This is a genomic window from Serinicoccus kebangsaanensis (assembly GCF_008919445.1).
In the GTDB taxonomy this organism is placed as follows: domain Bacteria; phylum Actinomycetota; class Actinomycetes; order Actinomycetales; family Dermatophilaceae; genus Ornithinicoccus; species Ornithinicoccus kebangsaanensis.
Window position 1 is genome coordinate 38,182 of the sequence record NZ_VSLG01000012.1, and the last position, 24,450, is coordinate 62,631.

25 protein-coding genes and 1 pseudogene are annotated in these 24,450 nt (G+C 72.1%); 5 read left to right on the forward strand and 21 right to left on the reverse strand.

Annotation, left to right across the window (positions count from 1 at the left end):
* The first annotated feature begins 11 nt into the window (after positions 1–11).
* A complete protein-coding gene (locus tag FXF60_RS12495; protein ID WP_151526306.1) occupies positions 12–1,379 on the forward strand; it encodes a glucose-6-phosphate dehydrogenase in 1,368 nt (455 codons plus the stop codon).
* Positions 1,380–1,526: 147 nt separating this feature from the next.
* A pseudogene (locus FXF60_RS17015) lies at positions 1,527–1,805 on the forward strand (ferritin); the annotation flags it as partial.
* Positions 1,806–1,948: 143 nt separating this feature from the next.
* Here the strand turns inward: FXF60_RS17015 and FXF60_RS12505 are convergent.
* The 21 genes from FXF60_RS12505 to FXF60_RS12605 all read right to left on the reverse strand — a co-directional run bounded on the left by FXF60_RS12505 (position 1,949) and on the right by FXF60_RS12605 (position 22,711).
* The gene (locus FXF60_RS12505) at positions 1,949–2,590 is read right to left on the reverse strand and encodes a prepilin peptidase (protein ID WP_151526307.1); all 642 of its coding nucleotides are present in this window, start codon (positions 2,588–2,590) and stop codon (positions 1,949–1,951) included.
* A 1-nt stretch (position 2,591) separates the two neighbouring features.
* Entirely contained in the window at positions 2,592–3,059 is a 468-nt protein-coding gene (locus FXF60_RS12510; RefSeq protein WP_192796732.1) for a hypothetical protein, read from the reverse strand.
* Positions 3,043–3,765, reverse strand: a complete 723-nt coding sequence (locus tag FXF60_RS12515; RefSeq protein WP_151526309.1) for a hypothetical protein — start codon at positions 3,763–3,765, stop codon at positions 3,043–3,045. Before FXF60_RS12515 ends, FXF60_RS12510 begins: the two co-directional genes overlap by 17 nt.
* Positions 3,766–3,778: 13 nt before the next feature.
* On the reverse strand, positions 3,779–5,341 hold the full coding sequence (locus FXF60_RS12520; protein WP_151526310.1) for a hypothetical protein: 1,563 nt from the start codon (positions 5,339–5,341) through the stop codon (positions 3,779–3,781).
* A gap of 108 nt (positions 5,342–5,449) precedes the next feature.
* On the reverse strand, positions 5,450–5,902 hold the full coding sequence (locus FXF60_RS12525; RefSeq protein WP_151526311.1) for a DUF3592 domain-containing protein: 453 nt from the start codon (positions 5,900–5,902) through the stop codon (positions 5,450–5,452).
* Positions 5,903–5,921: 19 nt separating this feature from the next.
* On the reverse strand, positions 5,922–7,370 hold the full coding sequence (locus FXF60_RS12530; RefSeq protein WP_151526312.1) for an OmpA family protein: 1,449 nt from the start codon (positions 7,368–7,370) through the stop codon (positions 5,922–5,924).
* Positions 7,371–7,478: 108 nt separating this feature from the next.
* Positions 7,479–8,177 (reverse strand): pilus assembly protein TadG-related protein, encoded by a 699-nt coding sequence (locus tag FXF60_RS12535; protein WP_151526313.1) that lies wholly within the window; start codon positions 8,175–8,177, stop codon positions 7,479–7,481.
* A 101-nt stretch (positions 8,178–8,278) separates the two neighbouring features.
* Positions 8,279–8,512 (reverse strand): hypothetical protein, encoded by a 234-nt coding sequence (locus tag FXF60_RS12540; protein WP_151526314.1) that lies wholly within the window; start codon positions 8,510–8,512, stop codon positions 8,279–8,281.
* A gap of 160 nt (positions 8,513–8,672) precedes the next feature.
* A complete protein-coding gene (locus FXF60_RS12545; protein ID WP_151526315.1) occupies positions 8,673–9,287 on the reverse strand; it encodes a response regulator in 615 nt (204 codons plus the stop codon).
* Positions 9,284–10,474, reverse strand: a complete 1,191-nt coding sequence (locus FXF60_RS12550) for a sensor histidine kinase (RefSeq protein ID WP_151526316.1) — start codon at positions 10,472–10,474, stop codon at positions 9,284–9,286. Before FXF60_RS12550 ends, FXF60_RS12545 begins: the two co-directional genes overlap by 4 nt.
* Before the next feature lie 4 nt (positions 10,475–10,478).
* The gene (locus FXF60_RS12555; protein ID WP_151526317.1) at positions 10,479–11,387 is read right to left on the reverse strand and encodes a type II secretion system F family protein; all 909 of its coding nucleotides are present in this window, start codon (positions 11,385–11,387) and stop codon (positions 10,479–10,481) included.
* Positions 11,387–12,313 carry a type II secretion system F family protein gene (locus FXF60_RS12560; RefSeq protein WP_151526318.1) on the reverse strand — a complete coding sequence of 309 codons (927 nt, stop codon included), beginning with the start codon at positions 12,311–12,313 and terminating at the stop codon, positions 11,387–11,389. The genes FXF60_RS12555 and FXF60_RS12560 overlap by 1 nt, the downstream gene beginning before the upstream one ends.
* Complete coding sequence (locus FXF60_RS12565) at positions 12,310–13,620, reverse strand: TadA family conjugal transfer-associated ATPase (RefSeq protein ID WP_151526319.1); 1,311 nt, start codon at positions 13,618–13,620, stop codon at positions 12,310–12,312. The genes FXF60_RS12560 and FXF60_RS12565 overlap by 4 nt, the downstream gene beginning before the upstream one ends.
* Positions 13,620–13,997 carry a TadE/TadG family type IV pilus assembly protein gene (locus tag FXF60_RS12570; RefSeq protein ID WP_151526320.1) on the reverse strand — a complete coding sequence of 126 codons (378 nt, stop codon included), beginning with the start codon at positions 13,995–13,997 and terminating at the stop codon, positions 13,620–13,622. The genes FXF60_RS12565 and FXF60_RS12570 overlap by 1 nt, the downstream gene beginning before the upstream one ends.
* Complete coding sequence (locus FXF60_RS12575) at positions 13,994–15,496, reverse strand: CpaE/TadZ family protein (RefSeq protein ID WP_151526321.1); 1,503 nt, start codon at positions 15,494–15,496, stop codon at positions 13,994–13,996. Before FXF60_RS12575 ends, FXF60_RS12570 begins: the two co-directional genes overlap by 4 nt.
* A 2-nt stretch (positions 15,497–15,498) precedes the next feature.
* Positions 15,499–16,215: a Flp pilus assembly protein CpaB gene (gene cpaB, locus FXF60_RS12580; protein ID WP_151526322.1), complete on the reverse strand. Its 717-nt coding sequence runs from the start codon at positions 16,213–16,215 to the stop codon at positions 15,499–15,501.
* The gene (locus FXF60_RS12585) at positions 16,212–16,982 is read right to left on the reverse strand and encodes a hypothetical protein (RefSeq protein ID WP_151526323.1); all 771 of its coding nucleotides are present in this window, start codon (positions 16,980–16,982) and stop codon (positions 16,212–16,214) included. Before FXF60_RS12585 ends, cpaB begins: the two co-directional genes overlap by 4 nt.
* A 122-nt stretch (positions 16,983–17,104) precedes the next feature.
* Positions 17,105–17,464, reverse strand: a complete 360-nt coding sequence (locus FXF60_RS12590) for a DUF192 domain-containing protein (protein WP_151526324.1) — start codon at positions 17,462–17,464, stop codon at positions 17,105–17,107.
* Entirely contained in the window at positions 17,461–18,021 is a 561-nt protein-coding gene (locus FXF60_RS12595) for a hypothetical protein (protein WP_151526325.1), read from the reverse strand. The genes FXF60_RS12590 and FXF60_RS12595 overlap by 4 nt, the downstream gene beginning before the upstream one ends.
* Positions 18,022–18,031: 10 nt before the next feature.
* Positions 18,032–19,420, reverse strand: a complete 1,389-nt coding sequence (locus FXF60_RS12600) for an OmpA family protein (RefSeq protein WP_151526326.1) — start codon at positions 19,418–19,420, stop codon at positions 18,032–18,034.
* 42 nt (positions 19,421–19,462) lie between these two features.
* Positions 19,463–22,711 carry an efflux RND transporter permease subunit gene (locus tag FXF60_RS12605; protein WP_151526327.1) on the reverse strand — a complete coding sequence of 1,083 codons (3,249 nt, stop codon included), beginning with the start codon at positions 22,709–22,711 and terminating at the stop codon, positions 19,463–19,465.
* 63 nt (positions 22,712–22,774) lie between these two features.
* Between FXF60_RS12605 and FXF60_RS12610 the strand changes: the two genes are divergently transcribed.
* Genes FXF60_RS12610 through arsM form a run of 3 tightly spaced genes read left to right on the forward strand, consistent with a single transcriptional unit; the run spans position 22,775 to position 24,444 of the window.
* Positions 22,775–23,251, forward strand: coding sequence for a MarR family winged helix-turn-helix transcriptional regulator (locus FXF60_RS12610; RefSeq protein ID WP_192796733.1), 477 nt, complete (start codon positions 22,775–22,777; stop codon positions 23,249–23,251).
* A 24-nt stretch (positions 23,252–23,275) separates the two neighbouring features.
* The gene (locus FXF60_RS12615; RefSeq protein ID WP_151526329.1) at positions 23,276–23,647 is read left to right on the forward strand and encodes an ArsR/SmtB family transcription factor; all 372 of its coding nucleotides are present in this window, start codon (positions 23,276–23,278) and stop codon (positions 23,645–23,647) included.
* Positions 23,644–24,444 (forward strand): arsenite methyltransferase, encoded by an 801-nt coding sequence (gene arsM / locus FXF60_RS12620; protein WP_151526330.1) that lies wholly within the window; start codon positions 23,644–23,646, stop codon positions 24,442–24,444. The genes FXF60_RS12615 and arsM overlap by 4 nt, the downstream gene beginning before the upstream one ends.
* Positions 24,445–24,450 lie beyond the last annotated feature (6 nt).

The following is a 24,450-nucleotide window of genomic DNA, read 5'->3' on the forward strand; positions in this document are numbered from 1 at the left end:
GGACCAGCACCATGACCGACCCGACCACCACACTGCTCATCCTGGGCGCCTCCGGCGACCTGACCCGTCGGCTCCTGCTTCCCGGCCTGGGCACGCTGCTGCGGGCCGAGCCCGACCGCACGGTCCGGGTCCTGGGTGCCGACCGGGTCGAGTTGGGCGAGCAGGACTGGCAGGGCATGGTGCGCGAGAGCCTCGCGGAGGCCGAGGTGCCCGAGCAGGTCGCGGACACGGTCGCGGGGGACGCGGCATACCGGCAGACCGACCTGCTGGAGCGGGACCAGCTGCAGGCGCTGCTGGCGGCCGTGGAGTCTCCCGTCGTGCTCTACTTCGCGCTGCCCCCCGCGGTCACCGTGAAGGTCTGCGCGCTGCTGGAGGAGCTCGGTGTGCCCGCCGGCACGAGGCTGGCGCTGGAGAAGCCGTTCGGGGACAGCCTGGAGTCGGCGCAGGAGCTGAACCGACAGCTGCTGCGGGTCGTGCCGGAGGGAGACATCTTCCGGATCGACCACTTCCTGGGTGTCAACACCATCCTCAACCTCATCGGCATCCGCTTCGCCAACCGGCTGCTGCAGCCGATCTGGTCGGCGGAGCACATCGAGCGGGTGGAGATCTCCTACGACGAGACGCTGGCGCTGGAGGGGCGGGCGGGCTACTACGACCATGCCGGGGCGCTGATGGACATGATCCAGAGCCACCTGCTCGAGATCCTGGCCTTCTTCGCGATGGAGGCACCGGCGACGATGCACGCCGAGGAGATCCGCGGGCTCAAGGCGCAGGCGCTGCGCGCGACGCGGGCCTGGAAGCACGACCCCGTGCAGGCCTCCAGGCGTGCCCGCTACACCGCGGGGGAGATCGAGGGTCGGCAGATCCCGGACTACGCGGCGGAGGAGGGGGTCGACCCCGAGCGGGCGACCGAGACCCTGGCGGCCCTGACCGTCCAGCTGGACAACGCCCGGTGGGCGGGTGTGCCCTTCGTGCTGCGCTCCGGCAAGGCCCTGGGCGAGGCCGCCAAGCGCGTGGTCGTCACCTTCCGCGCCCCGGCGCACGTCCCGGCGGGGCTCAAGGACACCCCCGCACCCGACCGGCTGGTGCTCGAGCTCAAGCCGGGCAGCGTCGGGCTGGAGCTGTCCATGAACGCCGAGGGGGACCCCTTCGAGCTGGAGCAGAAGTCGCTGCACGCCGAGCTGGGCAAGCCCCGGATGCTGCCCTACGGCGAGATCCTCGGGGCCATCCTCGACGGCAACCCGCTGCTGACCATCCGCGGGGACGAGGCCGAGGAGCTGTGGCGGATCGTCGAGCCGGTCCTGGCCGCGTGGCGCGCCGACGACGTGCCGCTGGAGGAGTATGCCGCCGGCTCGGACGGCCCCGACGGCTGGGAGTGAGGTTCGGCTGTCCTCGGCTGACCGGGTGGGCCGGCGGCGAGTACGGTCTGGAGCATGCAGATCCACGACACGCTGAAGCCCGCGTTCGACGACCAGATCACGCTGGAGATGGCCGCCTCGACGGTCTACCGCCAGCTCGCCATCGAGATGGACGTGCAGGACCTGCCCGGGATGGCCGGCTGGCTCCGGCGCCAGGCGGACGAGGAGCTCGTGCACGCCAACCGGTTCATCGACCACGTGGTGGACCGTGGCGGCCACCCGAGGGTCGGGACGATCCAGGCCCCCGCGGTGGACACGCCCACCCCGCTGGCCGTCTTCGAGGCGGCGCTGGCGCACGAGGAGAAGGTCTCCCAGTCCATCCGGGACCTCTACCTCGCCTGCGAGAAGCAGGGCGACCTGGACTCGCGGCCGCTGCTCAACTGGTTCCTCGAGGAGCAGATCGAGGAGGAGGCCACGGTCGGCGAGATCGTCGCCCAGGTGCGTCTGGTCGGCGAGGACGGTGCCGGTCTGCTCCGGTGGACCGGGAGCTGGGCGGGCGCACCGAGAGCTCCACCGAGCCCGCCTGAGACTCAGGCGGGGAAGCCCAGGAGCAGCAGGGTCGCCGCGATCATGTGCGGCCCGAAGGCCACCATCGAGGTGCGCCCGGCCCGGCGCAGCAGCACCAGCGCCACGCCGAAGGCGGAGGCGCCCAGGAAGGTCGCGACCGTCCCCAGGATGACGTGCGCCCACGAGGCATACCCCAGGAGCATGCCGAGCGAGGGGGCCAGCTTGACGTCCCCTCCGCCCATCGCCCCGCGCCCCACGAGGACGAGCAGGCCGTAGAACGCGCCGAGGGCCAGGCCCGCGAGCAGCGCCCTGCCGATGTCACCGGCGCCGCCCTCGACCAGGCCGACCAGGGTGATCGCGGCGGCCACGACCAGCAGCAGCGGCAGCGTGACCCGGTCCGGGAGCCGCTCGACGTCCGCGTCGACGGCGGCGAGCCACAGCAGCGGAAGGGTCAGGAGCAGCAGCGCGCCCAGGAGCCAGGGGTTCTCCGGCCACCAGGCGCTGGTGATCCAGGCCCAGGAGAGGGCCGTGCCGGGCACGAGCAGCCAGGCCGACCGTCGCGGCAGGTCCTGCTCCTCCTCGAGCCGGTGAGCACCGCGGACGACGACCCGGCGCAGGATCTCGCCGACCACGGCGCCCAGCAGCGCCGCCGCGGCGAGGACCACCTCAGCGCTGCCCGACCAGGCTGCGCGTCCGGAAGCGCAGCGGGGCAGGGGGGTCGACGCTGACGAGCAGGGTGCCCAGGGCGACCTCGGCCATCCACCGCGGCAGCTCGATCCACCCGCGCGCGCTGGTGAACATCTGGGCGTCACCCAGGGCCAGCACCAGACCGCTCCAGAGCAGCCAGCCCAGCGCGCCGGCGAGCAGGCCGGTGAGGAGGTAGTTGGTGCGTTCGGTGACGACGCGTCGCGCCCGGAACGCCCGCCCGGCGAAGATGCCGGCCATGGCGCGGAAGAGGGAGGAGAGGACGGACAGCGCCCCGAGCACCACGATGCTGTCCAGGTAGATCAGCGCGCTGGCGAAGAACGGCGCGACGAACAGCGAGGTGGCGGTGTTGATGATGAGCACCGCGACGGCCCCCACCAGGACACCGACCCAGGACACCTGCGGGAGACGATCAGCCCTCGACGGCATCGTCGGTCACCTCCTCCTCGGCGGCCTCGCGCAGCTCGTCCTGGCGGACCTGGATCGAGTCACGGATGCGCTCCCACGTCTGCTCGTCGAAGTCCGCCGTGGGCGCGGAGTAGCGGAAGCCCAGCTTGGGCGTCCCCTCGGTCTCGATGAGGAGCTCCACCTGCCGGAAGGTCGTGCCCTGCAGCTCGGTGTCCAGGTAGGACGTGCTGTCCTCCGTGGTGTAGGTGGACTCGAACTCCACGGCGTCGTCGGCACCGTCGACCTCGACGGTGGTGCTCTCGCCCAGGGTCGCGTCAGCCGGCAGCTGCGACTCCAGCATGGCCCGCAGCAGGGACTCACGGGTGGCGAGGTCGCCGACCGCCCCACGCTCGAGGAAGCCGAGCAGTCGGGGCGGGGGAGTGGGCTGCCCGGTGAACGGGAACTCCACCTGCAGCACCGGCCCCTGGAGGCGGTACTGCTCCTCCGGCACGTGCCAGTCCTCCGGGGTGGAGAGGGTGAAGCCGGCGCTCTGCCGGGTGATCCAGCCGTCAGGTCCGGCCTGGCCGCTCGCGGCAGCCTCGTCGTCGGACACGGTGGCCGAGGGCAGCTCCTGGGTCTCCTCGCCGGGTCCGACGTCCGGCGAGCAGCCGGCGAGGAGCAGCGCCGTGAGGGCCAACGGCGCCATCAGTCCAGGTGTCAGCGCGCGGTGCGCGCGGGGGTGCGACATGGTCATTCCTTGATCAACCGCAGCTCGCGAGCTCGGAGTTGGCCTCCCCGGTCCGGGCGTCCCGTCCGGTCGCGGAGGTGAGGGTCAGGGTCTGGTCCGTGCTCGAGATGCCGCCGCCGGCCACCCGGGCACCGACCGAGTTCTCGTTCTCGTACTCGCCGCCGAGCCCGGTGCCGAACGAGTCGTACTCGAAGTTGTAGAAGACGGCATCCTGCTCGGTCCGGTCCCACAGGGCGGACGCGGAGCGGACGAACTCGGGGAGCTGGGTGGTCGAGACGTTCTTCGGCACCGAGATCCCGGCCCCGTGGCCGTCGACGTCCACCTCCGCGGTGGCGAAGACGTCGTCGAAGGCGGATCGGTTCGCCGGGTCGGTCAGGTCCAGCACCCGCACCTCCTGCGAGACGGTCCCGTCCTGCAGGTTCCCGCCGGCGGAGGCCGGACCGACCTTGGGCTCGATGCCGGCGCCGAGGGCCTTGCGGGTCTCGCCGGTGAAGGTCACCTGGACCGGCTCGCCGTCCTCGTAGGTCACCTCGTAGTCCCAGGTCTGGCCGAAGCTGCCCGAGCCGTTGAGGAAGGGTGGGAGCCCGGTGAGGTCGCCGTTGCCGTCCCTGCCCTGCAGACCGACGGTGACCTCCCCGTTCAGGTCGTACCGGAGCTCACCCTTGAACTTGTTGTCCCCGGCCTGGTCGCCCTCGGTGGTGAGGGCGGTGGTGACCTTGCCGGTGAGCGAGCCGCTGGCGTCGGCAGAGCCGCGCACCACGTCCTTGTCGCGGTAGCCGGCGCTGCCGCTGACCCCCACCAGGCCCTGCACGCTGAAGGCCGCCGAGACCGTGTCGGCCTGGCTCAGGTGCTGCTCGCTGGCGCGCTCGGCCTTCTCCTCGTCGCTCAGCTCGTTGCGGGTGACCCACCGGAACCCGTCCTCGATCCCGTTGGACACGCCGTCCTTGAGCCGGGTGCCACCCTCCCGGACGGTCTGGGCGCCGGGCATGGCGGTGTCCACGATGCGGTCGCCCACGCCACGACGGCCGTCGACGAAGTCCTCGGCCCTCTCGGTGCCACCCTGGTCGGCGGGGAAGTTGTAGCCGTACTCCAGCTCGCCCATGGCCATCGCGTAGGCGGTCAGGTCCGCCTCGCCGCCGACGCCGCTGTCGGAGCTGCCCTTCTTGCCCTTGGTGGGCGCGGCCACGCCCACGCCGGAGTTGGCGCGGAGCTGGACCGAGGCACTGCCGTCGGCGTTCTCGGTGACCGTGTCGCCGCTGCCGTTCTCGGCCCGGACGACCTTGACCTGCACGTTGACCGAGTCGGTGCGGTCGGTGCGCCGCACGACGCAGTCGTCCAGCATCTCCTCGGCCCGCGACTCCGGGTGCCGGGGTGCCTCGCAGCCGCCTCCACCCCCGGGCAGCTTGTCGAAGGCCTGGCAGATGGAGTAGGCGACGCGCGGCGCGATGACGTCGGCGGACGGCGCGGCGATGGCGGCGGCGAGCAGCGAGGACACGATGAGGATGATCCCGGCGTACTCGACACCGCCGGCACCGCTGTCGGCACGCCGACGGCGCGGCGCTGTGACCTCGTTCATGGTTCTCCCCTGCTTGATCGTCTGTCTGTCACGGTATCCGAGGCGGACGGCCCGGCACGAGGTGCGAACGTCCCGAATGTGCCCGTCCGGGTGGGTCTTTGGGCCCTGCTACCCGCCCAGCAGCGGGCGGAGGTAGGGCCAGGCGCTCCAGATCATCAGCCCGGCGAGCAGGACGACCAGGCCGAGGCCCTTCGCCGAGGCGAGGACCGGGGCCGACCTCGGACCGAGGTCGACCAGCCCCGGGTTGTCCGGGTCGTAGGAGCACTCGATCGTCGTGCCGACCAGGTCGCGCCGATCACCGGTGAGCCGGTCGACCGACTCGGCCGGGACGTCGCGGCCGTCGGCGTGCAGCGTCCCGTGAGCCTGGTAGATGCCCTTCCCCTGGGTGTCCACGCCGACGCTCGTGCGGCTGACCTGGCGGAGCTCGGCGACGGTGAACCGGCCGTCCCGCCAGCGTCGCCGGCGCTGCTCCGGCAGGACGAGGGCGAACCACGCCGCCTGCAGGGCGCCGATCCACACGATGGCGGTGATGATCCAGCGCTGGTCGCCGAAGAGATCCATAGGTATGCCGCGGCGGCCCTCAGCCGCCGATGGTGATCTCGACCCGACGGTTGCGCGCCTGCGCCTCCTCGACCTCCTCGGGGGTGCCCTGCTCCTCCACGAGCAGCTGCTCCTCGCCGTAGCCGTTGACGGTGAAGCTCCACCCGTCGCCCAGCTCGTCGGCCAGGGCGTCGCGGACGGCCTCGGCGCGGTCGATCGACAGCTGCATGTTGAAGTCCTCCTCGCCCTGGGTGTCGGTGTGCCCGTCGATGGTCAGCGAACGCCCCTGCTCCTGCTGCTGCAACGCCTCGACCGCCACCGAGAGGGTCTCCTCGGCCTCACTCGTCAGGGTGGACTCGCCGAAGTCGAAGAGGACCGACGTGTCCAGGCTGACGGTCATCTCCTCGCCCTGCGCGACGGTGGCACCCTCGGTCCTGGTCCGCGCGGTGTAGTCGACGAGGTTGTCCCCGGACCCCTGCTCGGCGGTGCCGCTGGCCTCGAAGGAGACCGGGTAGCCGTTCCACGGCAGCAGCACCAGCTCGTCGGTGCCCGGGTCGGGCATCGTCACCTCGAGGTCGACCGCCTCGCCCGCGGGCGGCAGCATGCCGCGCACGCACGCGTCACCCTCGGCCGCCGGCTTGCCGGCCAGCGTCGTGCCACCCGTCGCGTTGAGACCGGCGAAGCACAGCTGCTCCTGCCCGAAGTTGTAGACGCCGTAGCCGTAGCCGGAGGCCTCGTCCGGCATACCCACGGTCACGCGCGCGGTCACGGTCCCGCCCTCGCGCGTCGCGGAGCGGACCACCAGGGCCTCGCGCTTGCCCCACGCCTGGCTGGCGGCGTCGGGCATCGGGGACACCGGGACGTCGGCGAAGTCGCCGAAGCCGGGCATCTCGAGGTTGACGCTCTCGGCCTCGGCCGGGGCGGACATCACGGTCATCACCGCCAGCTCCGCACCACCCTCCTGGAACCCGGGCCGCAGCACGCTGCACAGGCAGGCGTCGTCCTCGGCGCGCACCGGGAGGTAGGTGGCCTCGTCGCCCTCCACGGTCAGGCTGAACGGCGCGAACTCGAAGCCGCGGGCCAGCGAGAGCTCCGGGTAGCCGGCCTCGCGCCACTCGTGCGGGTCGACCGTGTCCGAGCTGCCGTCCTCGAGCGTGATCACGCCGCTGACCACCACGCGGTCCTCACCCAGCCGGTGCACGGCGGTGAGGTCGAAGGTCTGGCCGGACTCGCTCTGCGCCGAGCCGATGGACTCGGGGAGCTCACGGGCCAGGTCGGCCGGCGCCGGGTAGTTCTCCCCCAACGGGATCTCGTCCTCGGTCTCCTGCCCCGTCTCCTCCTCGGTGGAGGTGCTGGTCTCGGGCGGCTCGGTGGTGCCACTGGTGCCGGTGGGGTCCTCGGGGTCGTCACCCCCGGTGCAGGCGCTGGTCAGTCCGAGCACGGCGGCGAGGACCGGCACGAGCATGGCTGTGCGGCGAGTCCGGATCATGGTGCATCCCCTCCACAAGGTGCGTCTGGTGCGGTGGTCCCCGCGGGGACACCGTCGTCTATGGTCGCACAAGCGGGCCCGGGCGCCTATTTCGTCCGGGCCCCGCGATCACTCGGTGAGCGCGGTGTGCCAGTCGAGTCCGCCCCGGAGGCTGGCCAGCAGCTCGCTGGTGCCGGGTCCGTCGAAGACCCACGGCTCGTCCGGCGGTTCGGCCGGCGGCTCCTCGGGGTCCTCCGGGTCCGGAGGCGGCAGGGTCGGGTCGACGAGGTGGATGTCGTCGCCGGAGACGCAGCTGCCGCCGAGGAAGAGTCCGATGCCCCCGCCCCGGAAGCAGAGCAGCCCGCTGCTGATGCGGACCTCGGCGGTCGCGTCGGAGGTGGGCCGGCGGCTGCTCGACTCGGTGCTCGTCGTCTTCGACTGCACGCTGGCCTGCACGTCGAAGCCGTGCAGGGTCGGGGTCACCGTCATCCCGGTGAGGTTGGACCCGTTCTGCGAGGCGATCGAGGCGGCCTCGGCGCGGGCGGTGGAGGTGAGCACGGCGGGGTCGAGCGCGAGCAGCTGCCCCAGGAAGAGGAAGGCGAGCCCGTCGTCGGACGGGACGGCGCCGAGGCGCGAGTCCAGCTGGTCGGCGATGGCGTCGGCGCCGGCGAGCGCGGCGGCGTCGGCCGCGGTCCGGGTCTCGGTCTGCACCGTCATGCCCCGGCCGACCATGGTGATCAGCGTGGTGGCGATGACCAGCAGGGTCGCCGTGAGGAAGACGAGGAGCAGGGAGGACTGACCGCGCTCGTCGGATCGTCGTCGTGCCATGGTCGCTCGGCTCACTTTCGGCAGGTGGTCGGAGAATGCGCGGATGCACGGCGGGCCCACGCGGGCCCGCCGTGCATCCGGCTGTGCAGGTGCTGCTTCACTCAGCCACCCAGCGAGTCGAACGCGTCGCCGATCTTCTCCTTGATCGGGCCGGTCATCACGTCGGAGCCGGCAGCCGCGATGGCGGCCGCGACGAGGGCCGCGACGATGAGGACGATGCCCGCGTACTCCACGGCGCCCTGACCGCGCTCGTTCTGGAAGCGCTCGAAGGCGCCGGCGATGTAGGCGGTGGCGACGGTGTGGGCGGCGATGGCCTTGCGCTGCATGGTGTCCATGGGACTTCCTTTCGTTGGTGCAGGCGGGTGAGGCCTGCGCTGTGGTCCTGCTGTGGTCTGCGGTCCCCCGCTGACACCCCTGACATTACGGAGCTTGGGGGTGCCCTCCTAGGCGCAAAGGGCCCTATTCAGGTCCCCACCTGGAGTGGGACCTTGGTCCCTAGCGTTCGAGCCACGAGACGATGGCACCTCCCCGGTTGGCGACGCCCAGCTTGGCGTAGATCCGGCCCAGATGGTTCTTCACCGTCTTCTCCGACAGGAAGAGCCGGCGGGCGATGTCACCGTTGGACAGGCCCTCGGCCAGGGCGTCCATGAGCTCCACCTCGCGGGCCGTCAGGCCGAGCGTCGGCCGCGCGGCCGACGGCGCCGCGGCCGGCTCGGAGCCGGACAGCGCGGTCTGCGCCGCGGCCGGGCTGAGGACGGCACCACCGCGCTGGGCGGTGCGCAGAGCCGCCAGCAGGTCCTCGGCGTCGAAGTTGCCGTGGATGAGGTAGCCCCGGGCGCCCAGGGCCAGGCAGTCCCGGATGATGCTGGGCTCGTCGCTGTGCGTGAGCATCACCACCGGGGTGTCGTCCGTCCGCCGGCGCAGCACCTCGATCCCGTCCAGGCCGGGCATCCGCACGTCCAGGAACGCGACGTCCGCCTGGCCCAGGGCGTCCAGCGCCTCGTGGCCGTCGGACGCCTCCAGCACGGCGTCGACGCCGTCGAGCTGGCTCAACGTCATGGACAGGCCTGCCCGCACGATCGGGTTGTCGTCCACGATCAGGATCTTCATACCGCCGCCTCCTCGACCCGGCTGGGACCGGTGAGACTCACCGGTCCGGTGAGCACGACCTCGGTGCCCTTCCCCGCTGCTGGTCGGACCTCGGCATGGCCACCGACCCGCCGCATCCGTCGGTGCAGGCCGTCCAGCCCGAAGTGACCGATCTCCACCAGGTGGTCCAGGTCCGGGGCGTCCATGCCCCGCCCGTCGTCGGTCAGCCGCAGGGTGGCGACACCGTCGGTCACGGTCCCGTCGACCGAGACCGTGCTCGCCCCCGCGTGACGCGCGACGTTCTCCAGGGCCTCGCCGACGGCGTTGAGCCACTCGTGCGCGGCCCCGGGCCCGAGCGCGATGGCGGGGACGGAGCGGTGCACCTCGACCTCCGGGTGCGTGGACGACCACTCGTCCAGGAGCTCGGTGAGACGCTGCTCGAAGCTGGCCTCGTGCGCCTGCTCCCGGTAGTCGGTCACCAGGGTGCGTGCCTCGGTGCGGGCCTGCGCGACGCTGGCCGCGAGGATCTGCGCCCGCTGCGCCAGCTGCGGCTCCCGGTCGGCCAGCGCCTGGTGCAGGTGCTCGGCCATGAAGTGGATGCCGTGGAGGGACTTGGCGACCGAGTCGTGCATCTCGATCGAGAGTCGGGCGCGCTCCTCGGCCTGCGCGGCGCGCACCCGGCTGGCGCTGGCCTCGTCGAGCAGCGCGACGTGCCGCTCCTGGATGCGCCGGGCGCGGCGCGCGGTGAGGACCGCGAGCCAGATCATCACGATGCAGACCAGCGTGCCCGCATAGCCGCGCCAGTCGCCGTCCTGGAGCCGGTCGGCGAGCCGGATGCCCAGCACCAGGAAGGCGGGGCCGACGGCGATGGCGGTCGGCCAGGTCCGGTTCGTCAGGGCCCAGAGGAAGCCGGACGCCGCGACGTAGAAGCTGGTCGTCAACGCCCCCGGGGTCAGGAGCAGCAGGCTCAGGCTGATGACCGCGTCGATGACCGGCGGCGCCCAGCCGGCGGCCAGGTGCGGCTCGGCCCTGCGGATGAAACGCATGGGCAGGTAGCAGGCCGCGATGGCCAGGGCCGCGCACACGAGCGGGAAGGGGCGGATCGGCATGTTGCCTGCGAGGAAGATCACCACGATGCTCGCCAGGCGCACGTTGAGGGTCACCTGGAGCAGCATCCGCAGCGACCCCCGGGTCAGCAGGTCCGACATCCGCTCACCCCCCGAAGACGTTCGCGAAGGTGTCCGCCTGGGCGATGACCAGGCTGGCCACGATGAGGACGAGTGCGCCCGGGACGATGAGCGTCGTCACCACCAGACTGATCTTCGGCATCGCCTTGGCGGCGACCCGGCGCACCTCTGCTCCGCGCGCACGCCGCACCTCCTCGGCGATGTCCCGCAGCGTGTCGCTCAGCGGGGCACCCAGCTCCTCCGCCTGGAGCATGGCTCCGACCCAGGAGTCGATGGCCTCGACCTCGTTCCGCTCGCGCAGGTGGACGAGCGCCTCGCGGCGGGACATGCCGAGCTGCAGGTCGTCCAGCACCCGCTGGATCTCCTGCTGCAGCGCGGACTTGCTGTTGCCGGCGACCCGGCTGAGGGCGGCCCGCAGCGACAGGCCGGCGCTCACCGTGACGGCGAGCACGTCGAGGAAGTCCGGCAGCTCGCTGGCGATCGCCTGCTGGCGTCGGCGTGCCTCGCCCCGGATCCAGATGTCCATCCAGATGGTGAGCAGGACCACGGTGGTGACCCCGATGATCCACTGCCCGCTCAGCGCGAAGAAGATGAAGGCCACCACACCGAGGGCGGTCATGCCCGCCTGACGGCGGATGAAGTCCCGGGTGGACAGGCCCAGGGGATGGCCCGCGCGGTCCAGCAGCTGCTCCAGCGAGTCGATCCGCCGCCGCCCGCTCAGCTGCAGCAGCGTCCGCTGGAAGCGCGTGCCGAGGAAGTCGATGAGCCGCAGCATGATGCCGGGCTTGTTGGCGTCCGACTCCTCCGGGAGATAGGTCGCCTCGACGGCCTCGAGCCCGGTGGTCCGCATCATCCGCCAGCCACGGACGGCCAGTAGCAGCACCGCGAGGACACCGACCGGGTAGGCCAGCAGCAGCAGTTCGCGAGAGCTCATCAGACGGTCACCCTCGTGATGCGTCGGATGAGGATGAACCCGAGGACGAACATCACGCCGGCGACCGCGAGCACGATCTGCCCGATGAGGTTCTGCGTCAGCGCGTCCAGCGAGCCGGGGCTGACGAGGTTCATCAGGAAGACCGATCCGACACCGATCATGAGCACCATGTAGCCGCTGAAGATGGCGCCGGACATGGTGGTGCGCAGCTCGCGCTCCAGGTCGCGGCGGTCCTCGAGGGTGCCGGCGATGCCGTTGAGCGCGGTGGTGAGCCGACCACCCGCCTGGCTCTGGATGAGCAGCGTCCGGACCAGCACGTCCAGCTCCCGCGAGGGCAGGCGGTCGTTGAGGTCGGCGAGCGTGTCGTTGAGGCTCTGGCCCAGGCTCATCTGGCGCTGGATCTCGAGGAACTCCGTGTGCGCGGGGTCGGGCAGCTCCTGGACGACGAGGTCGACCCCGCGACGCAGCGCCAGCCCGGCGGAGGTGGCGTTCGACAGGAGCCGCGCGAGGTCGGGGAGCTGCTCGATGAAGGCGGCGATCCGCTTCTGCCGACGGACCTCGAGCCACCGCAGGGCGGAGGCCACGATCGCCACGACGACCAGGGCGGAGCCCACGTTGCCCATGAACCCGTGCAGGAGGTAGCCCACGACCAGGCTCGTGGCGCCCACGATGACGACGAAGTCCGCCGGTCCTGCGGGCAGGTGGGCACCGGTGAGCCGCAGGTCCAGGGCACGGCCCCAGCGGGTCCGGCGCGCCCGCGCGTTGAGCCGCCCGCGCCACTCCCGCAGGACCTCCGGGCGGTCGTCGCCGCGCGCCGACGCGGTGAGCTCGGCCGAGCGTCGAGCCGTCTCCCGGACGGCGACGACGCCGAGCACCGCGGCGATGAGGGTGGCGGCGAGCAGCGCGCTGATGATGGCGGGGGTCACAGCTGCCCCTGCCCCTGGAACGCCGGGGGCACGGTGCCCCCGTTGAACCTGATCATGCGGTCGAGGTGCTCGGTCACCGGACCGGTGGCGAAGTGACCGAGGACCGGCTGGCCGGGCTCCGGCGGCTGGTGCTGGTACTGCGCCAGCAGCTGCGTGTTGTAGGTCTCGCGCCGCGACGAGGTGAGCGCCGCGATCTCCACCACCTTGCGGGTGCGGTCCGGCATACGGGTCAGCTGGACGACGACGTCGACCGCGGAGTTGATCTGGTCGCGCAGCACGTCGACCGGCAGCTGCAGCTCGTCCATCGAGGCGAGCGTCTCCATCCGGCCGAGGGCGTCGGCGGAGGAGTTCGCGTGCACCGTGGCGAGCGATCCGGCGTGACCGGTGCTCATCGCCTGGAGCATGTCGAGCGTCTCGCCGCCACGGACCTCTCCGACGACGATCCGGTCCGGCCTCATCCGCAGGCTGTTGCGCACCAGGTCGCGGATGCTGACCCGGCCCTCACCCTCGACGTTGGCGGGCCGCGACTCCAGCCGCACGACGTGCGGCTGCTGCAGGCTCAGCTCGGCCGCGTCCTCGATGGTGATGATCCGCTCGTCGTCCGGGATCACGCCGGAGAGGGCGTTGAGGAAGGTCGTCTTCCCGGTGCCCGTCCCGCCGGAGATGATGATGTTGGCCTTGGCCCGGACGAGGGCGGCGAGCAGCTCCGCCATCTCGGTGGAGAGGGTGCCGTTGGACACGAGCTCCTCCAGCCGGAACGGCTGGGGGAAGCGCCGGATGGTCAGGGTCGGGCCGTCGAGCGCCAGCGGAGGGATGATGACGTTGACCCGCTCGCCGCTCTCCAGCCGGGCGTCGACCATCGGGCTGGACTCGTCGATGCGGCGGTTGACCTTGGACACGATGCGGTCGATGGTCTGCATGAGCTGGTCGTGCGAGGAGAAGACCGTGGGGTAGCGCTCGACCCGGCCGCGCCGCTCCACGAAGACGGAGTCGGGGCCGTTGACCATGATCTCGGTGATGGAGTCGTCCGCCAGCAACGGCTCCAGCACACCGAGGCCCAGGGCCTCGTCGACCACCCGGCGGATGAAGCTGCCGCGCTCGCGGTTGCTGAGGACCGGGCCCTCGACGCTGATGAGGTCCGACAGCCGCCGCTCCAGCCGGGCGCGGCGCTGGACGTCGGTCAGGCCGCGCAGCTCCTCCCGGTCGAGGTCGACCAGGAGCCGGTCCAGGTAGTCCTTGACCAGCGATCCCTGGGCGTTGCCCTCCTGCTGGCGGTCCTCGGCGGAGAGCCGGTCGCGCAGCGCCATCAGTTGGTCCTGGGGAAGACGGCGTCGCGGGTGATGTCGACCCGGGTGAGCGTGAAGACGTTCGGGACGCCCACCGGCACGCTCGCGGTGACCTCGACGCACTGCTCGCTGCACCCGCCGGTGTTCACCGACTTCAGCTGGGCCCAGCTCGGCAGCGCCTGCGCCGCGGCGGCCTGGGGGGACTGCTGCATGCTCGCCGCACGTGCCGCGTTGCGTGCCGCCTGGTTGGTCGCGTCGACCGCGGAGACCATCGCGACGGCGTTGACGATGACGAAGACGAGGATGGCGAAGATCGGCAGGAAGCCCGCGACCTCGACGGCCACGGATCCCCGGTCCCTGCCGGACCTCGCCGACCGGGACGCGGTGTGAGCTGTCATGAGTTCGGCTCCCTCTGGACGGCGGCGCTCTGCGAGACGGTGAATGGGTCACCGATCGGGAAGACCCGGGGCACCGTGACCCGGACCGTGACCGAGTCACCGGCGGGCTGGAAGGAGAAGCCGTGCTCGAACATGTCCGGCATGGCGTCGCGAGCGGCCTGGGCGGAGACGCTGGTGTTGTCGGTCACCCCGAGCTCGCGGGCGCCGGCGTTGGCGCTGTGCCGGGTGAACGCGAGGGCGGTGGCGGCGAGGATCGCCTGGACGCCGACGAAGAAGACGGCGAGGAAGACCAGGACGGCGATCGGCAGCTCGACCGCCGACTGCCCGGCCTCGCGGTGGCGCCGCCGACCCTGCTCCTTGCGCTCGGCGGACAGCCCGAGGCTGACCGCCAGGGCCCGGACCGACGACCGGACGCTGCCGTCGCGCACCGTCGAGAGGTCCCCGATGTTGTGCGCGGCCTCGAGCTGGGCGAATCCGCTCGGGACGGTCACCGCGGCAGGCCGGCCGAGGAGTCGCCCGGCCATGTCCGGCTGCACCTCGCGGCGCCGGTCGGCGCCGTTGAAGACGAAGTCCACCTCGGCCCTGGTGCGCATCCCCAGCCGCTCCCAGTCCGAGAGCATGCTGCGGGCCGCGTTGATGGAGGCGATGTCCGCACCGACCACGATCGCGGCGGTGTCGGCGAGCTCGACCATGGCGGCCTGGGCGTCCTCCACGTGCGTGCCCAGGTCGATGAGGATGACGTCGTAGAGGTAGCGCAGCTGCTGGATCACCTGGCGGGCGGCGGCACCGGTGACGTCGTCGGCCTTCTCCACCTCGGTGGGTCCGGCCAGGACGGAGTAGCCGGCGGGGGAGTCCACGACGACCTCACGGATGGTCCGGCCGGTGAGCTCGGCCGCCACGTCCGCGATCTCGGCGAAGGTCCGACGGGGCTTGACGTTGGCGAAGTAGGGGACCGAGCCGCGCCGGAAGTTGCCGTCGACCAGGCAGACCGTCTTGCCGGTCTTGGCGACCTCCTCGGCCAGCAGCACGCTGAGGGTCGAGGTGCCGACGCCACCCTTGGAGCCGGCCAGGGCGATGACCCGTCCGCGCTCCTCCCGGCCCTCGCCACCGGAGTAGACGCGCAGGCTCTTGCTCCAGGTGGCGGCGTTCTCGATCCGCGACTGGAGCTCGCTGAGCGAGGGCGGGGAGCTGATGACACCCCGCGCACCCAGCTCCATGACCGACTGCAGCAACGCGGCGTCCGGCTCCGGCGCGATGACCAGGACCGCGAGGAAGGGGCGGGCGTTCTGGATGTCGCGGACGATGGACCGGTAGTCCTCGCGCAGCTCGCTGGAGAGCAGGACGACGTCGAGCTCGGGGTCGTCGAGCAGCGGGCCGAGCTCCCGTCCGGTGCGGGCGATGCCGAGCAGCTCGGTGTCGGGCATCTCGCCGAGCAGCGACTGCAGCGAGGACTGCAGGCCCTGGTCGTTGACGACGGCGGCAGCCAGGATGCGGCTCATGGTCAGTTGTCCCCTGTCGGCGTGAGGTTGGCAGGAGCGAAGATCTGACCCTCGTCGAGCGTGCTGTCGTCGTTGCGGGCGCGCAGCGCCAGACGCAGCTTCACGCTGAAGCTCTCACCGTAGGCGACCCGCAGGGCCTCCTCCGTGGGCAGCGCGAAGGTGATCGGGACACCCTGACCCGTCGTGAAGCCGCCACGTCCGTCCTCCTCGGTGATCTCCTCCGGGAGGCCCACGTCGATGACGAGTGCCCCCTGGGCCCAGAGCTGGCTGGACGGCGGCTCCTCCTCCTCGCCGGGGAAGGTGGCGATGATGTCGACCCGGTCCCCCGAGTTGACCTTGCCGGCGACGCCGGTCTCGGCATCGACCATGATCGCGATCTCCCGGTTGCCGGGCTCGATCCCGGGTCGGTCGATGAACATCCCCTCGGAGGCGAAGGTCCCGGCGCCCATGTCGTTGAGCGGGACCAGACCGACGATGTCGCGCGCGTCCCGGATGGACTGCTCGGAGGCCCAGCGCTCGGGGACCTCGCGCAGCTCCAGGTCCTCGGCGGTGACCGGCTGGTATGCCTCGACGTCACGGGCCAGGGAGACCACGGTGATGAAGTTGCCGGCCCGCGCGTTCACGTCGGCGATGAAGGACAGCACCGAGAAGAAGACGGCGATCGCACCGACCGCGGACAGGATCAGCAGCAGCAGACCGCGGCGCTGACGTGGGTTCATGAGGTCCTCCGGTGGACGACAGCGCCGCAGAAGGCGCAGATGGTGTCGCGGCACTCGAGCCGGCAGTTGGGGCAGGTGGTCGTGGGCGCCTCCACCGCGGAGGCGACGATCTCTTCGGGCGACCGCAGGAGGTAGGACCGCTCACGGAGCCGGTCGGTTCCCCACGGGCTGCTGATCGCCACCTCGGTCAGCTGGCCGAGGTCGGTGCCCGAGGTCGGCAGCGGCGGGATCTTCTCCGGCAGCTTCCCCCGGTCCAGGCTGACGAAGGCGTGCGCCTCGAACGGCTCGGGGGCAGAGGCCGCGGACGTCACCGTCTGCGCCTCGGGGTCGACGAGGAAGCAGGAGCCCGGCCACAGGCTCAGCAGGTGCTGCCCGAAGCTGGGTCGCGGGTCCTCGAGCTTGGCGACGCTCGCCAGCTGGGCGAGGGAACGGATCGCGCCACGGGTGGCCTGCGCCAGCGCGAGGTGCTGCGGCGCGGTGAGCCCGGACGCCGCCGGCGCGGAGGTGACGTGCTGGACCAGGGCCAGCGCGGTCGGCGGCCCGGGCACCCGGAGCAGGGCCATCCCGGGGTGGTGCATGACGGCCCGGGCCAGCTCGCTGGTCCGCGCGGCCACCTCCGGCACCAGGATGAGGACCGCCTCGGGCCCGGGGCCGGGCGCGGCCAGCAGCTGTTCGGCGGTGTCCACGACATCGGCCACCTCGGACTCGACGCTCATGGCCCCCGGGTGTCCGTCCGAGCCGGGCATGCCGACAGAGATCACGGACATGACGACGGAACCTTCCCCTGCAGAAAAGACGATTGACTGCCCGCCTCACCCGCAGGCGCGAGCATCATAGCGCACAAAAAGCGCAGGATCATACCCCAGCGCCAGCCGGGCGACCGAACGGGTCAGTGCAGGCTCAGGGTGCGCCCGCGGGTGATGCCCCAGTCCCGCAGGCTGCCGACCGGCATCTCGACGGTCGCGCTCGCCCGCCACCGGGGCATCGTCATCCCCCACCAGGGGCGCAGGGTCGCCGTGTGCAGGACCGTCCCCTCCCGGTCCACCACGGCCACGTCGATGGGGTACCGCATGCCGACCATGTGCACGGTCGGGCACCTTGTGATCCAGAGGGCACCCTCCAGCCGGTCCGTGCCGAGCAGCCCCTTGCGACGCGTGGCCGGCGTGTCCGCGACGGTGGCCGCGGCGACGTCGGTCCCGTCCACCCGGAGGCGTGCGGGACCGGGGCCGCACACGGCTCCGGTCCTCATGCGTCGCGCGTGGTGCCGAGGATCTGGCGGGCCAGCTCCGGTTCGTCGCCGACGATGCTGGCCACGTAGACGCGGTCGGACTGCTCGAAGATGAGGCTCACCGTGGGGATGGACTCCGAGCCGTCACTGGCCTCGCTGCTCAGCAGCACGGCGGAGTCGCCGGAGCTCAGCGGCTCCAGGCTCACCGGGTCCTCCGCCGAGACCTCACCCTGCGTGCGGACCTCCTCGAGGGCCGTCGCCAGATCGGTCTCGGAGGTCGGGACGCTCACCACCGACAGCGCCATCCGGCTCGGTTCCTCGCCGAACGCCTGGGTGGCGAGCAGACCGTTGTCCTCCGGCTGCTCCTGCACCTCCCATCCCTGCGGGACGGAGATGAGCACGGTGCCGATCTCGACGTCGACGTCGTCGGCGGAGGGTTCGGTCGCCTCCAGGGCGCTGGGCGCCGCCTCCGACGACGACGCGGCGGGCGGGTCCTGCTGCGACGAACCGCCGTCGGTCGAGCACCCCGAGAGCGCCAGGGGCAGCAGGAGCAGGCTGGAGAGCACGATGCGACGCATGGCCGTCACTCTACGGCGTCCCTGGTGGCGGACCGGTCGTGACGGCGGCGTCGTCCGCGGACCCCTCGTCCGGCAGCACCGTCAGCTCGACGCGGCGGTTCCGGGCGCGCGCCGCCTCGACCTCTGCGCGGGTGCCCCTCTCCGGTGCCGCCATCTCCGACTCGCCGAGACCGCGCGTCTCGAAGACCCAGTCGTCGTCGAGGCGGGACCGCAGGCCCTCCTCGACGGCCCGCGCTCTCGCCCGCGACAGGGTGAGGTTGTCCTCCTCGTCGCCGCGTCCGTCGGTATGCCCGGTGATGAGCAGTCGGCGGCCCGCCTGGGCCTCCAGCTGGGCGGCCGCGAGGTCCAGCGCCTCGCGCGCCTCGGGACGGATCTTCGCCTCGTCGGTGTCGAAGACGACGGCGGTGTCCAGGGTCACCTGCACCCGGCTGAGCTCGGCACCCGCGTCCTGCGAGCGGGCCAGGAACTGTCGCTCCGCCCCGGCCTGCGGCGCCCCCTGGACCGGCATACGCATCGGCCACCCGTTCCACGGCAGCAGGACGAGGTCGGTGCCTCCGGGGTCGTCCAGCTCGGTATGCAGCCGGACGGCGTCACCCTCGATGCTGGGGAAGGTGCCGCGGGTGCACGACGTGGTGCTGGCGGTGCCCACGAACTCGCCGCTGACGGTGGTGACCGCGCCGAAGCACAGCGGGTCGACGGTGAACTGGTAGGAGCCGTACGGCGCGGCGCCGCCGCCGACCCGGGCGGTGACCTCCACCTCCACCGAGACCGTGCCGCCGGAGCGGCTGACCCCCAGCACGGACAGCCAGTGCCGCGTCCCGAGAGGGCTGCTGTCCGCCGCCGGCACCGGCACGACCGGAACGCTCTGCGCCGTCCCGAAGTCGGGCATCGTGATGGTGACGGTGTCGGCGTCCTCAGGGGCGCTGAGGACGGTCATCACGCTCAGCGGAGGCTGACCGCCGAAGTCGCTCCGCACGACCGAGCACAGACACTTGTCGGCCGCGTCACGGACGGGGAGGTAGGTCGCGGGGTCACCGGCCACGGACAGCGTGAACGGGGCGAACTCGTGTCCCCAGGCCTGGGGCGGGGTGTGTCCCGGCTCCTGCCACTGGCGCGAGTCGGGGGTGCCCTCCAGGCCCGACAGGTCGAGCCGGCCGAGGACCACCACCCGGTCCGCCGCGAGCCGCTGGACACCGTGCAGCTCGAAGGTCACGCCCGAGGACGTCCAGCTCGCGATCGGGGCGGAGAGGTCGGGCAGCTCCCGGGGCGGTGCGGCGGTGGTGGTCGCCACCGGTCGCGGGAGGTCCTCCGACTCCGGCGGGGCCTCGGGCGGGGGGTTGCACCCCGCCAGCAGCACCGACCCCGCGGTCAGCGCCACCACCCGTCGTCTCGGAGACATCCCCGCTCCTTCATGGACCTCGTCGTCCGCTCCGGGATCACTCTACGAAACAGCTGCCCGGCGACTCAGCCGGTGGGTGCCCCGTCCCACCAGCTCGTAGAGCACCGGCACCAGGATCAGCGTCAGCAGGGTCGAGCTGATCAGGCCGCCGATGACGACGATGGCCAGGGGCTGGGAGATGAAGGCGCCCCCACCGGTGATCGCGAAGGCCATCGGCGTCAGCGCCAGGATGGTGGCGAGAGCCGTCATGACGATGGGTCGGAACCGGTGTCGTGCGCCCTCGAGGACGGCCTGGGTGCGCTCGAGCCCGGAGGAGCGGTACTGGTTCACCAGGTCGATGAGCACGATCGCGTTGGTGACGACGATGCCGATGAGCATGAGCAGACCGACCATCGAGGCGATGTCGAGCGGGGTGTCGGTGAGCAGCAGCAGGCCGATCGAGCCGGTCGCCGCGAAGGGCACCGAGACGAGCAGGATGAGTGGCTGCACCAGGGAGTTGAAGGTCGCCACCATGACGAGGTAGACGATCGCGATGGCGGCCACGAGGGCCAGGCCGAGCGCGGCGAAGGCCTCCTCCTGGTCGGCACTCACCCCGCCGAGCGACACCTGGACGCCCTCCGGGGTGTCCAGGTCGTCGATCCGCTGCTGGAGGTCGGCCGTGAGGGCGCCGAGGTCGTCGGCGGTGGACCGCCCGGTGACGGTCGCGGCCCGCAGCCCGTCGACGCGGGTGATGCTCACCGCCTCCTCGACCGCCTCCAATTCGGCGACGTCGCCCAGCACGACGGGGTCGCCGGCGGTGTCGGTGGCGACCTCGAGCTCGCGCAACGCGTCCAGGTCGCCCGCCTCGCCGTCGCGCACGACGACGTCGACCTGGGTGGCGTCGATCTCGACCTGACCGACGGTCGCGCCGTCGGTCGCCGCCTGGACGACCTGACCGAGCTGGGCCTCGGCCAGACCCACCTCCGCGGCCGCGGCCCGGTCCACCTGGACCTGCAGCGCGGGCACCGTCTCGGTGAGGTTGTTGGTGACGTCCAGCGCGCCGGCGTCGGACATCAGCTCGGTCACCTCGTCCGCGGTCGTGCGGAGCTCGTCGATGTCCTGGCCCTGCACCCGCACCTCGAGCCCGGCGGCGGACGGGCCGCCCTGCTGACCGGCCTGCGCGGTGAACGTGGCTCCCTCCGGCAGCTCGACGGCGCTCGTCAGGTCGTCACCGAAGGCCTCGCCGTCCGCGCCCTCCTCGAGCGTCACGGCGAAGGTCGCCGTGTTGGCACCGCTGCCGAGGAAGACCGCCTCGATGCCACCGGGGCTGCCCGCCGTCACCTGGTAGGTCGCGACCCCCTCCTGCTCCGAGAGCCACTGCTCGACCTCGGCGGTCTGCGCGTCGGTGTCGTCCAGGGAGGTGCCGGTCGGCATGGTGAGGGTCGCCTGGAGTGTGTTCTCCCCCGTGCTCCCGATGAAGTCGGTCTTGAGCAGGGTCGCGGCATACCCCGTCCCGCCGAGCAGGAGCACGGCCAGCCCGGCCGTGAGCCACGGGCGGGCGAGCGCGGTCCGCAGCACCGGCAGGTAGGCCCGCTGCAGCCGGTCGGGGGAGTCGTCCTCCTCCGTGGTCGGCGCCTCGGGCTCGTGCCGGCCGCCGCGGGGCCGGCGGCCGAGGAACCAGAAGCCCAGGACCGGGATGATCGTCAGGGCGACGAGGAGCGAGGCGAGCATCGCCAGGGTGACGGTGACCGCGAACGGCCGGAACAGCTCGCCGACCTGGCCGCCGACGAAGCCGAGCGGCAGGAAGACGGCCACCGTGGCGACGGTCGCCGAGGTGATGGCGCCCGCGACCTCCCGCGTGGCGTCGACGACAGCGGTCCGCCGGTCGTCGCCACGGCCGACGTGCCGTTTGATGTTCTCGATGACGACGATGGAGTCGTCGACGACGCGTCCGACCGAGATGGTGAGCGCACCGAGGGTGAGGATGTTGAGGCTGTAGCCCGCCGCCTGCAGGCCGACGAGCGCGATGAGCAGGGACAGCGGGATCGACACCGCGGTGACGAGGGTGAGCCGCACGGACAGCAGGAAGACGAGCACGACGAGGATCGCGAAGCCCAGGCCCAGCAGCCCCTCGGTCGCGAGATCGGCGATCGACTCCTCGATGAAGGGGGCGCCGTCGTAGATGGTGACCAGCTCGCCCCCGGCGAGCGCCGTGCTGATCTCGTCCTGCAGGGCCTCCAGCTCGTGGCTGATCTCGACGGCGTTGCCGTCCGGGGTCTTGGTGATCGCCAGCCCGACGCTGGGCTCGCCGTTGGTCCGGGTGTATGCCGTCGCCGGCTGCTCCTCCAGGCTCACCGAGGCGACGTCCCCGAGTCGGGGGATCTCCACCTCTCCGGCCTGCTCGACGGCCGCCGCCGCCTGCTCCGCGGCCGCGGCGGAGGCTGCGGCCTGGGCCGCGAGCTCGGGGTCCTGGGGTGCGGCAGCCGCGGCGTCGGCGGCCTCGTCCGCCGCCTGCTGTGCCTCGTCCGCCTGGGTCCGGGTCTGCGCCGCGGCCTGCTGCGCCGCGAGGGCCTGCTGGCCGAGCAGCGGCAGGTCCGCGATCTGCTCGGCCGAGGTGAGCCGGGAGCCGACCTGGACCGGCAGCTCGGTCTGGCCGTCGAGCACCGCGCCGCCGGGCAGCACGACCCCGTTGGCCTGCAGGACCTGGGTGACGGTGGACAGGGTCACCCCCTGCTCGTCGGCAGCCTCCTCGTCCAGGTCGACGCTCACGGCGCGGTCGGCGACGCCGGACAGGGTGACCGACCGGACGCCGTCGATGTCCTCGATGTCGGGGATGACGACGCGCTCCAGCCGGTCGACGAGGTCGCGGGCGTCGTCGCCGCCGCTGGCGGCCAGCTGGATGATCGGGAAGTCGTCGATGTTGCCGGCGAAGATCTGCGGCGTCGCGGACTCGGGCAGGTCCGGGAGGCTGAGGACCGCGCGCTGCAGGTCCGTCTGGGCCGTGCCGATCTCGGTGCCGTAGTCCAGCTCGACCAGCACCGTGGAGAACCCGTCGGTGCTGGTCGAGGTCACCTCCACCACGTTGTTCAGCCCCTGGGCCGCGGTCTCCACCTGCTCGGTCACCTGCTCCTCGATGACCGAGGTGCTGGAGCCGGGGGTGGAGGTGGCGACGACGAGGACGGGGAACTGCAGCGACGGGAAGAGCTCGCGGGGCAGCGACCCCGCGGACCACAGGCCGGCCAGGATGCTGAAGACGGTGGCCAGGGCCACGAGCGCCCGGTTGCGGACGCTGAAGAGGGTGAGGCGCGACATAGGATGTCTAGCCTAGGGCGAACCATTACCCTGGGCCGAATCGACGAAGGAGCAGGACCACCCATGACGGCTGTGCACGACGCGGCGCAACGGGACGCCGCCCTGGCGCGCCTCGCGGCGACCGAGGCCGAGCTGCACGCCGTGGCGATCCGCTTCCTCGAGCCGCTCCCGATGCCCGCCGACCTCACCCTGCGCCAGCTGCAGGTGCTGACCCTGGTCCGGCATACCCCCGGCGTGAGCGGTCAGGACCTGGCGACCCTGCTCGGCGTCTCCACCCCCACCACGAGCGGCATCGTCGACCGCGTGGTCGGCAAGGGGTGGGTCGAGCGGGAGCAGGATCCGCTGGACCGGCGGCGCGTCATGCTGCGGCTCACGCCGGACGGGGACCAGCTGCTCGCCGACCTCGAGCGGCCCACCAGGCTGGGCAAGGACCTCGTCCTGGAGCGGCTGTCGGACGGCGAGATCGAGGACCTGGCGAGGCTGATGGAGCGGATGCGCGACGTGGCGCTCGAGATCGCCGCGGAGCTGGACAAGGACTGATCCATCGACTATCGTCGATCATCGATGAATGATGTCGTGATGCTCGACCGCGAGGCCGCGGAGAGGTATGCCGAGTGGTTCCGGACGCTGTCCGACGCCACCAGGGTGCAGCTGCTCGCCTACCTGGCGCAGCAGGTGCAGCCGCTGGCGGTGCGCGACATCGTCGCGGCTTTCCCGGTCGCCCAGTCGACCGTCAGCCACCACCTGGCTGCCCTGGCGGCCGCCGGCTTCCTGCTCGTGACCCGGGCCGGGACGAGCAACAGGTATGCCCTCGATGCCGCCTGCCTGCGGGAGTTCCCCGACGTGGCCGCGCTGGTCGTCCGGGGTGGCGCGTGCTGCCTCGAGGACCTGCCGCCGCACCTGCGCACCCCCTCGGCAGAAGGAGCTGTCTCATGACCGACCACACCGTCCGGGACGCCGTCCGGCGTCGCTACGCCGAGGCCGCGCGCGCGATCGACTCCGGCACCGCGCCGCGTCCGGCCCCCGCGGCGCCCGACCAGGACCCAGCCGGGTGCTGCGGTCCGTCGCCCGACCTGGGCGTGCTGACGCCGCCCGGGGTCTTCGGCACCTCGCTCTACGACGGCGACCCCGACGCCTCCCGCGCAGGCCTCGCCCTGGAGGGCTCGCTGGGCTGCGGCGTGCCCACCGCGGTCGCCGAGCTGCACGAGGGTGAGACAGTGCTGGACCTCGGCTCCGGAGCGGGGGCAGATGTGCTCATCTCGGCCGGTCGCGTCGGGTCGACGGGACGCGCGATCGGGTTGGACATGACTCCGGAGATGGTCGAGCTCGCCCGACGCAACGCCGCCGAGGCCGGGGTGACCAACGTCGAGTTCCACGAGGGATACCTGGAGGACGTCCCGCTGCCGGACGCCAGTGTCGATGTCGTCATCTCCAACTGCGTGATCAACCTGGCGGCCGACAAGGCCGTGGTGCTGCGCGAGGCATACCGCGTCCTGCGGCCCGGCGGCAGGCTCGCGATCAGTGACGTCGTCGCCCACCACCCCTGGCCCGAGGAGCTGCGCGCGGAGGTCGAGCAGTGGACCGGGTGCATCTCCGGGGCGCTCGTCGAGGAGGACTACCGGCGGCTGCTGCGTGAGGCCGGCTTCGAGGACGTCCGGATCGAGACCACCCACGAGGTGCACGCCCTCGCCAGCGCCGCGGTGGTGCGGGCGACGCGACCGACCGGGGACTGAACGGCC

Coding starts and splice junctions, on each gene's coding strand:
- FXF60_RS12495 (WP_151526306.1), top strand. CDS start 12: ATGACCGACCCGACCACCACACTGCTCATCCTGGGCGCCTCCGGCGAC.
- FXF60_RS12510 (WP_192796732.1), bottom strand. CDS start 3,059: ATGCCGTCGAGGGCTGATCGTCTCCCGCAGGTGTCCTGGGTCGGTGTC.
- FXF60_RS12515 (WP_151526309.1), bottom strand. CDS start 3,765: ATGTCGCACCCCCGCGCGCACCGCGCGCTGACACCTGGACTGATGGCG.
- FXF60_RS12520 (WP_151526310.1), bottom strand. CDS start 5,341: ATGAACGAGGTCACAGCGCCGCGCCGTCGGCGTGCCGACAGCGGTGCC.
- FXF60_RS12525 (WP_151526311.1), bottom strand. CDS start 5,902: ATGGATCTCTTCGGCGACCAGCGCTGGATCATCACCGCCATCGTGTGG.
- FXF60_RS12530 (WP_151526312.1), bottom strand. CDS start 7,370: ATGATCCGGACTCGCCGCACAGCCATGCTCGTGCCGGTCCTCGCCGCC.
- FXF60_RS12535 (WP_151526313.1), bottom strand. CDS start 8,177: ATGGCACGACGACGATCCGACGAGCGCGGTCAGTCCTCCCTGCTCCTC.
- FXF60_RS12540 (WP_151526314.1), bottom strand. CDS start 8,512: ATGGACACCATGCAGCGCAAGGCCATCGCCGCCCACACCGTCGCCACC.
- FXF60_RS12545 (WP_151526315.1), bottom strand. CDS start 9,287: ATGAAGATCCTGATCGTGGACGACAACCCGATCGTGCGGGCAGGCCTG.
- FXF60_RS12550 (WP_151526316.1), bottom strand. CDS start 10,474: ATGTCGGACCTGCTGACCCGGGGGTCGCTGCGGATGCTGCTCCAGGTG.
- FXF60_RS12555 (WP_151526317.1), bottom strand. CDS start 11,387: ATGAGCTCTCGCGAACTGCTGCTGCTGGCCTACCCGGTCGGTGTCCTC.
- FXF60_RS12565 (WP_151526319.1), bottom strand. CDS start 13,620: ATGGCGCTGCGCGACCGGCTCTCCGCCGAGGACCGCCAGCAGGAGGGC.
- FXF60_RS12570 (WP_151526320.1), bottom strand. CDS start 13,997: ATGACAGCTCACACCGCGTCCCGGTCGGCGAGGTCCGGCAGGGACCGG.
- FXF60_RS12575 (WP_151526321.1), bottom strand. CDS start 15,496: ATGAGCCGCATCCTGGCTGCCGCCGTCGTCAACGACCAGGGCCTGCAG.
- cpaB (WP_151526322.1), bottom strand. CDS start 16,215: ATGAACCCACGTCAGCGCCGCGGTCTGCTGCTGCTGATCCTGTCCGCG.
- FXF60_RS12585 (WP_151526323.1), bottom strand. CDS start 16,982: ATGTCCGTGATCTCTGTCGGCATGCCCGGCTCGGACGGACACCCGGGG.
- FXF60_RS12590 (WP_151526324.1), bottom strand. CDS start 17,464: ATGAGGACCGGAGCCGTGTGCGGCCCCGGTCCCGCACGCCTCCGGGTG.
- FXF60_RS12595 (WP_151526325.1), bottom strand. CDS start 18,021: ATGCGTCGCATCGTGCTCTCCAGCCTGCTCCTGCTGCCCCTGGCGCTC.
- FXF60_RS12600 (WP_151526326.1), bottom strand. CDS start 19,420: ATGTCTCCGAGACGACGGGTGGTGGCGCTGACCGCGGGGTCGGTGCTG.
- FXF60_RS12605 (WP_151526327.1), bottom strand. CDS start 22,711: ATGTCGCGCCTCACCCTCTTCAGCGTCCGCAACCGGGCGCTCGTGGCC.
- FXF60_RS12610 (WP_192796733.1), top strand. CDS start 22,775: ATGACGGCTGTGCACGACGCGGCGCAACGGGACGCCGCCCTGGCGCGC.
- FXF60_RS12615 (WP_151526329.1), top strand. CDS start 23,276: ATGAATGATGTCGTGATGCTCGACCGCGAGGCCGCGGAGAGGTATGCC.
- arsM (WP_151526330.1), top strand. CDS start 23,644: ATGACCGACCACACCGTCCGGGACGCCGTCCGGCGTCGCTACGCCGAG.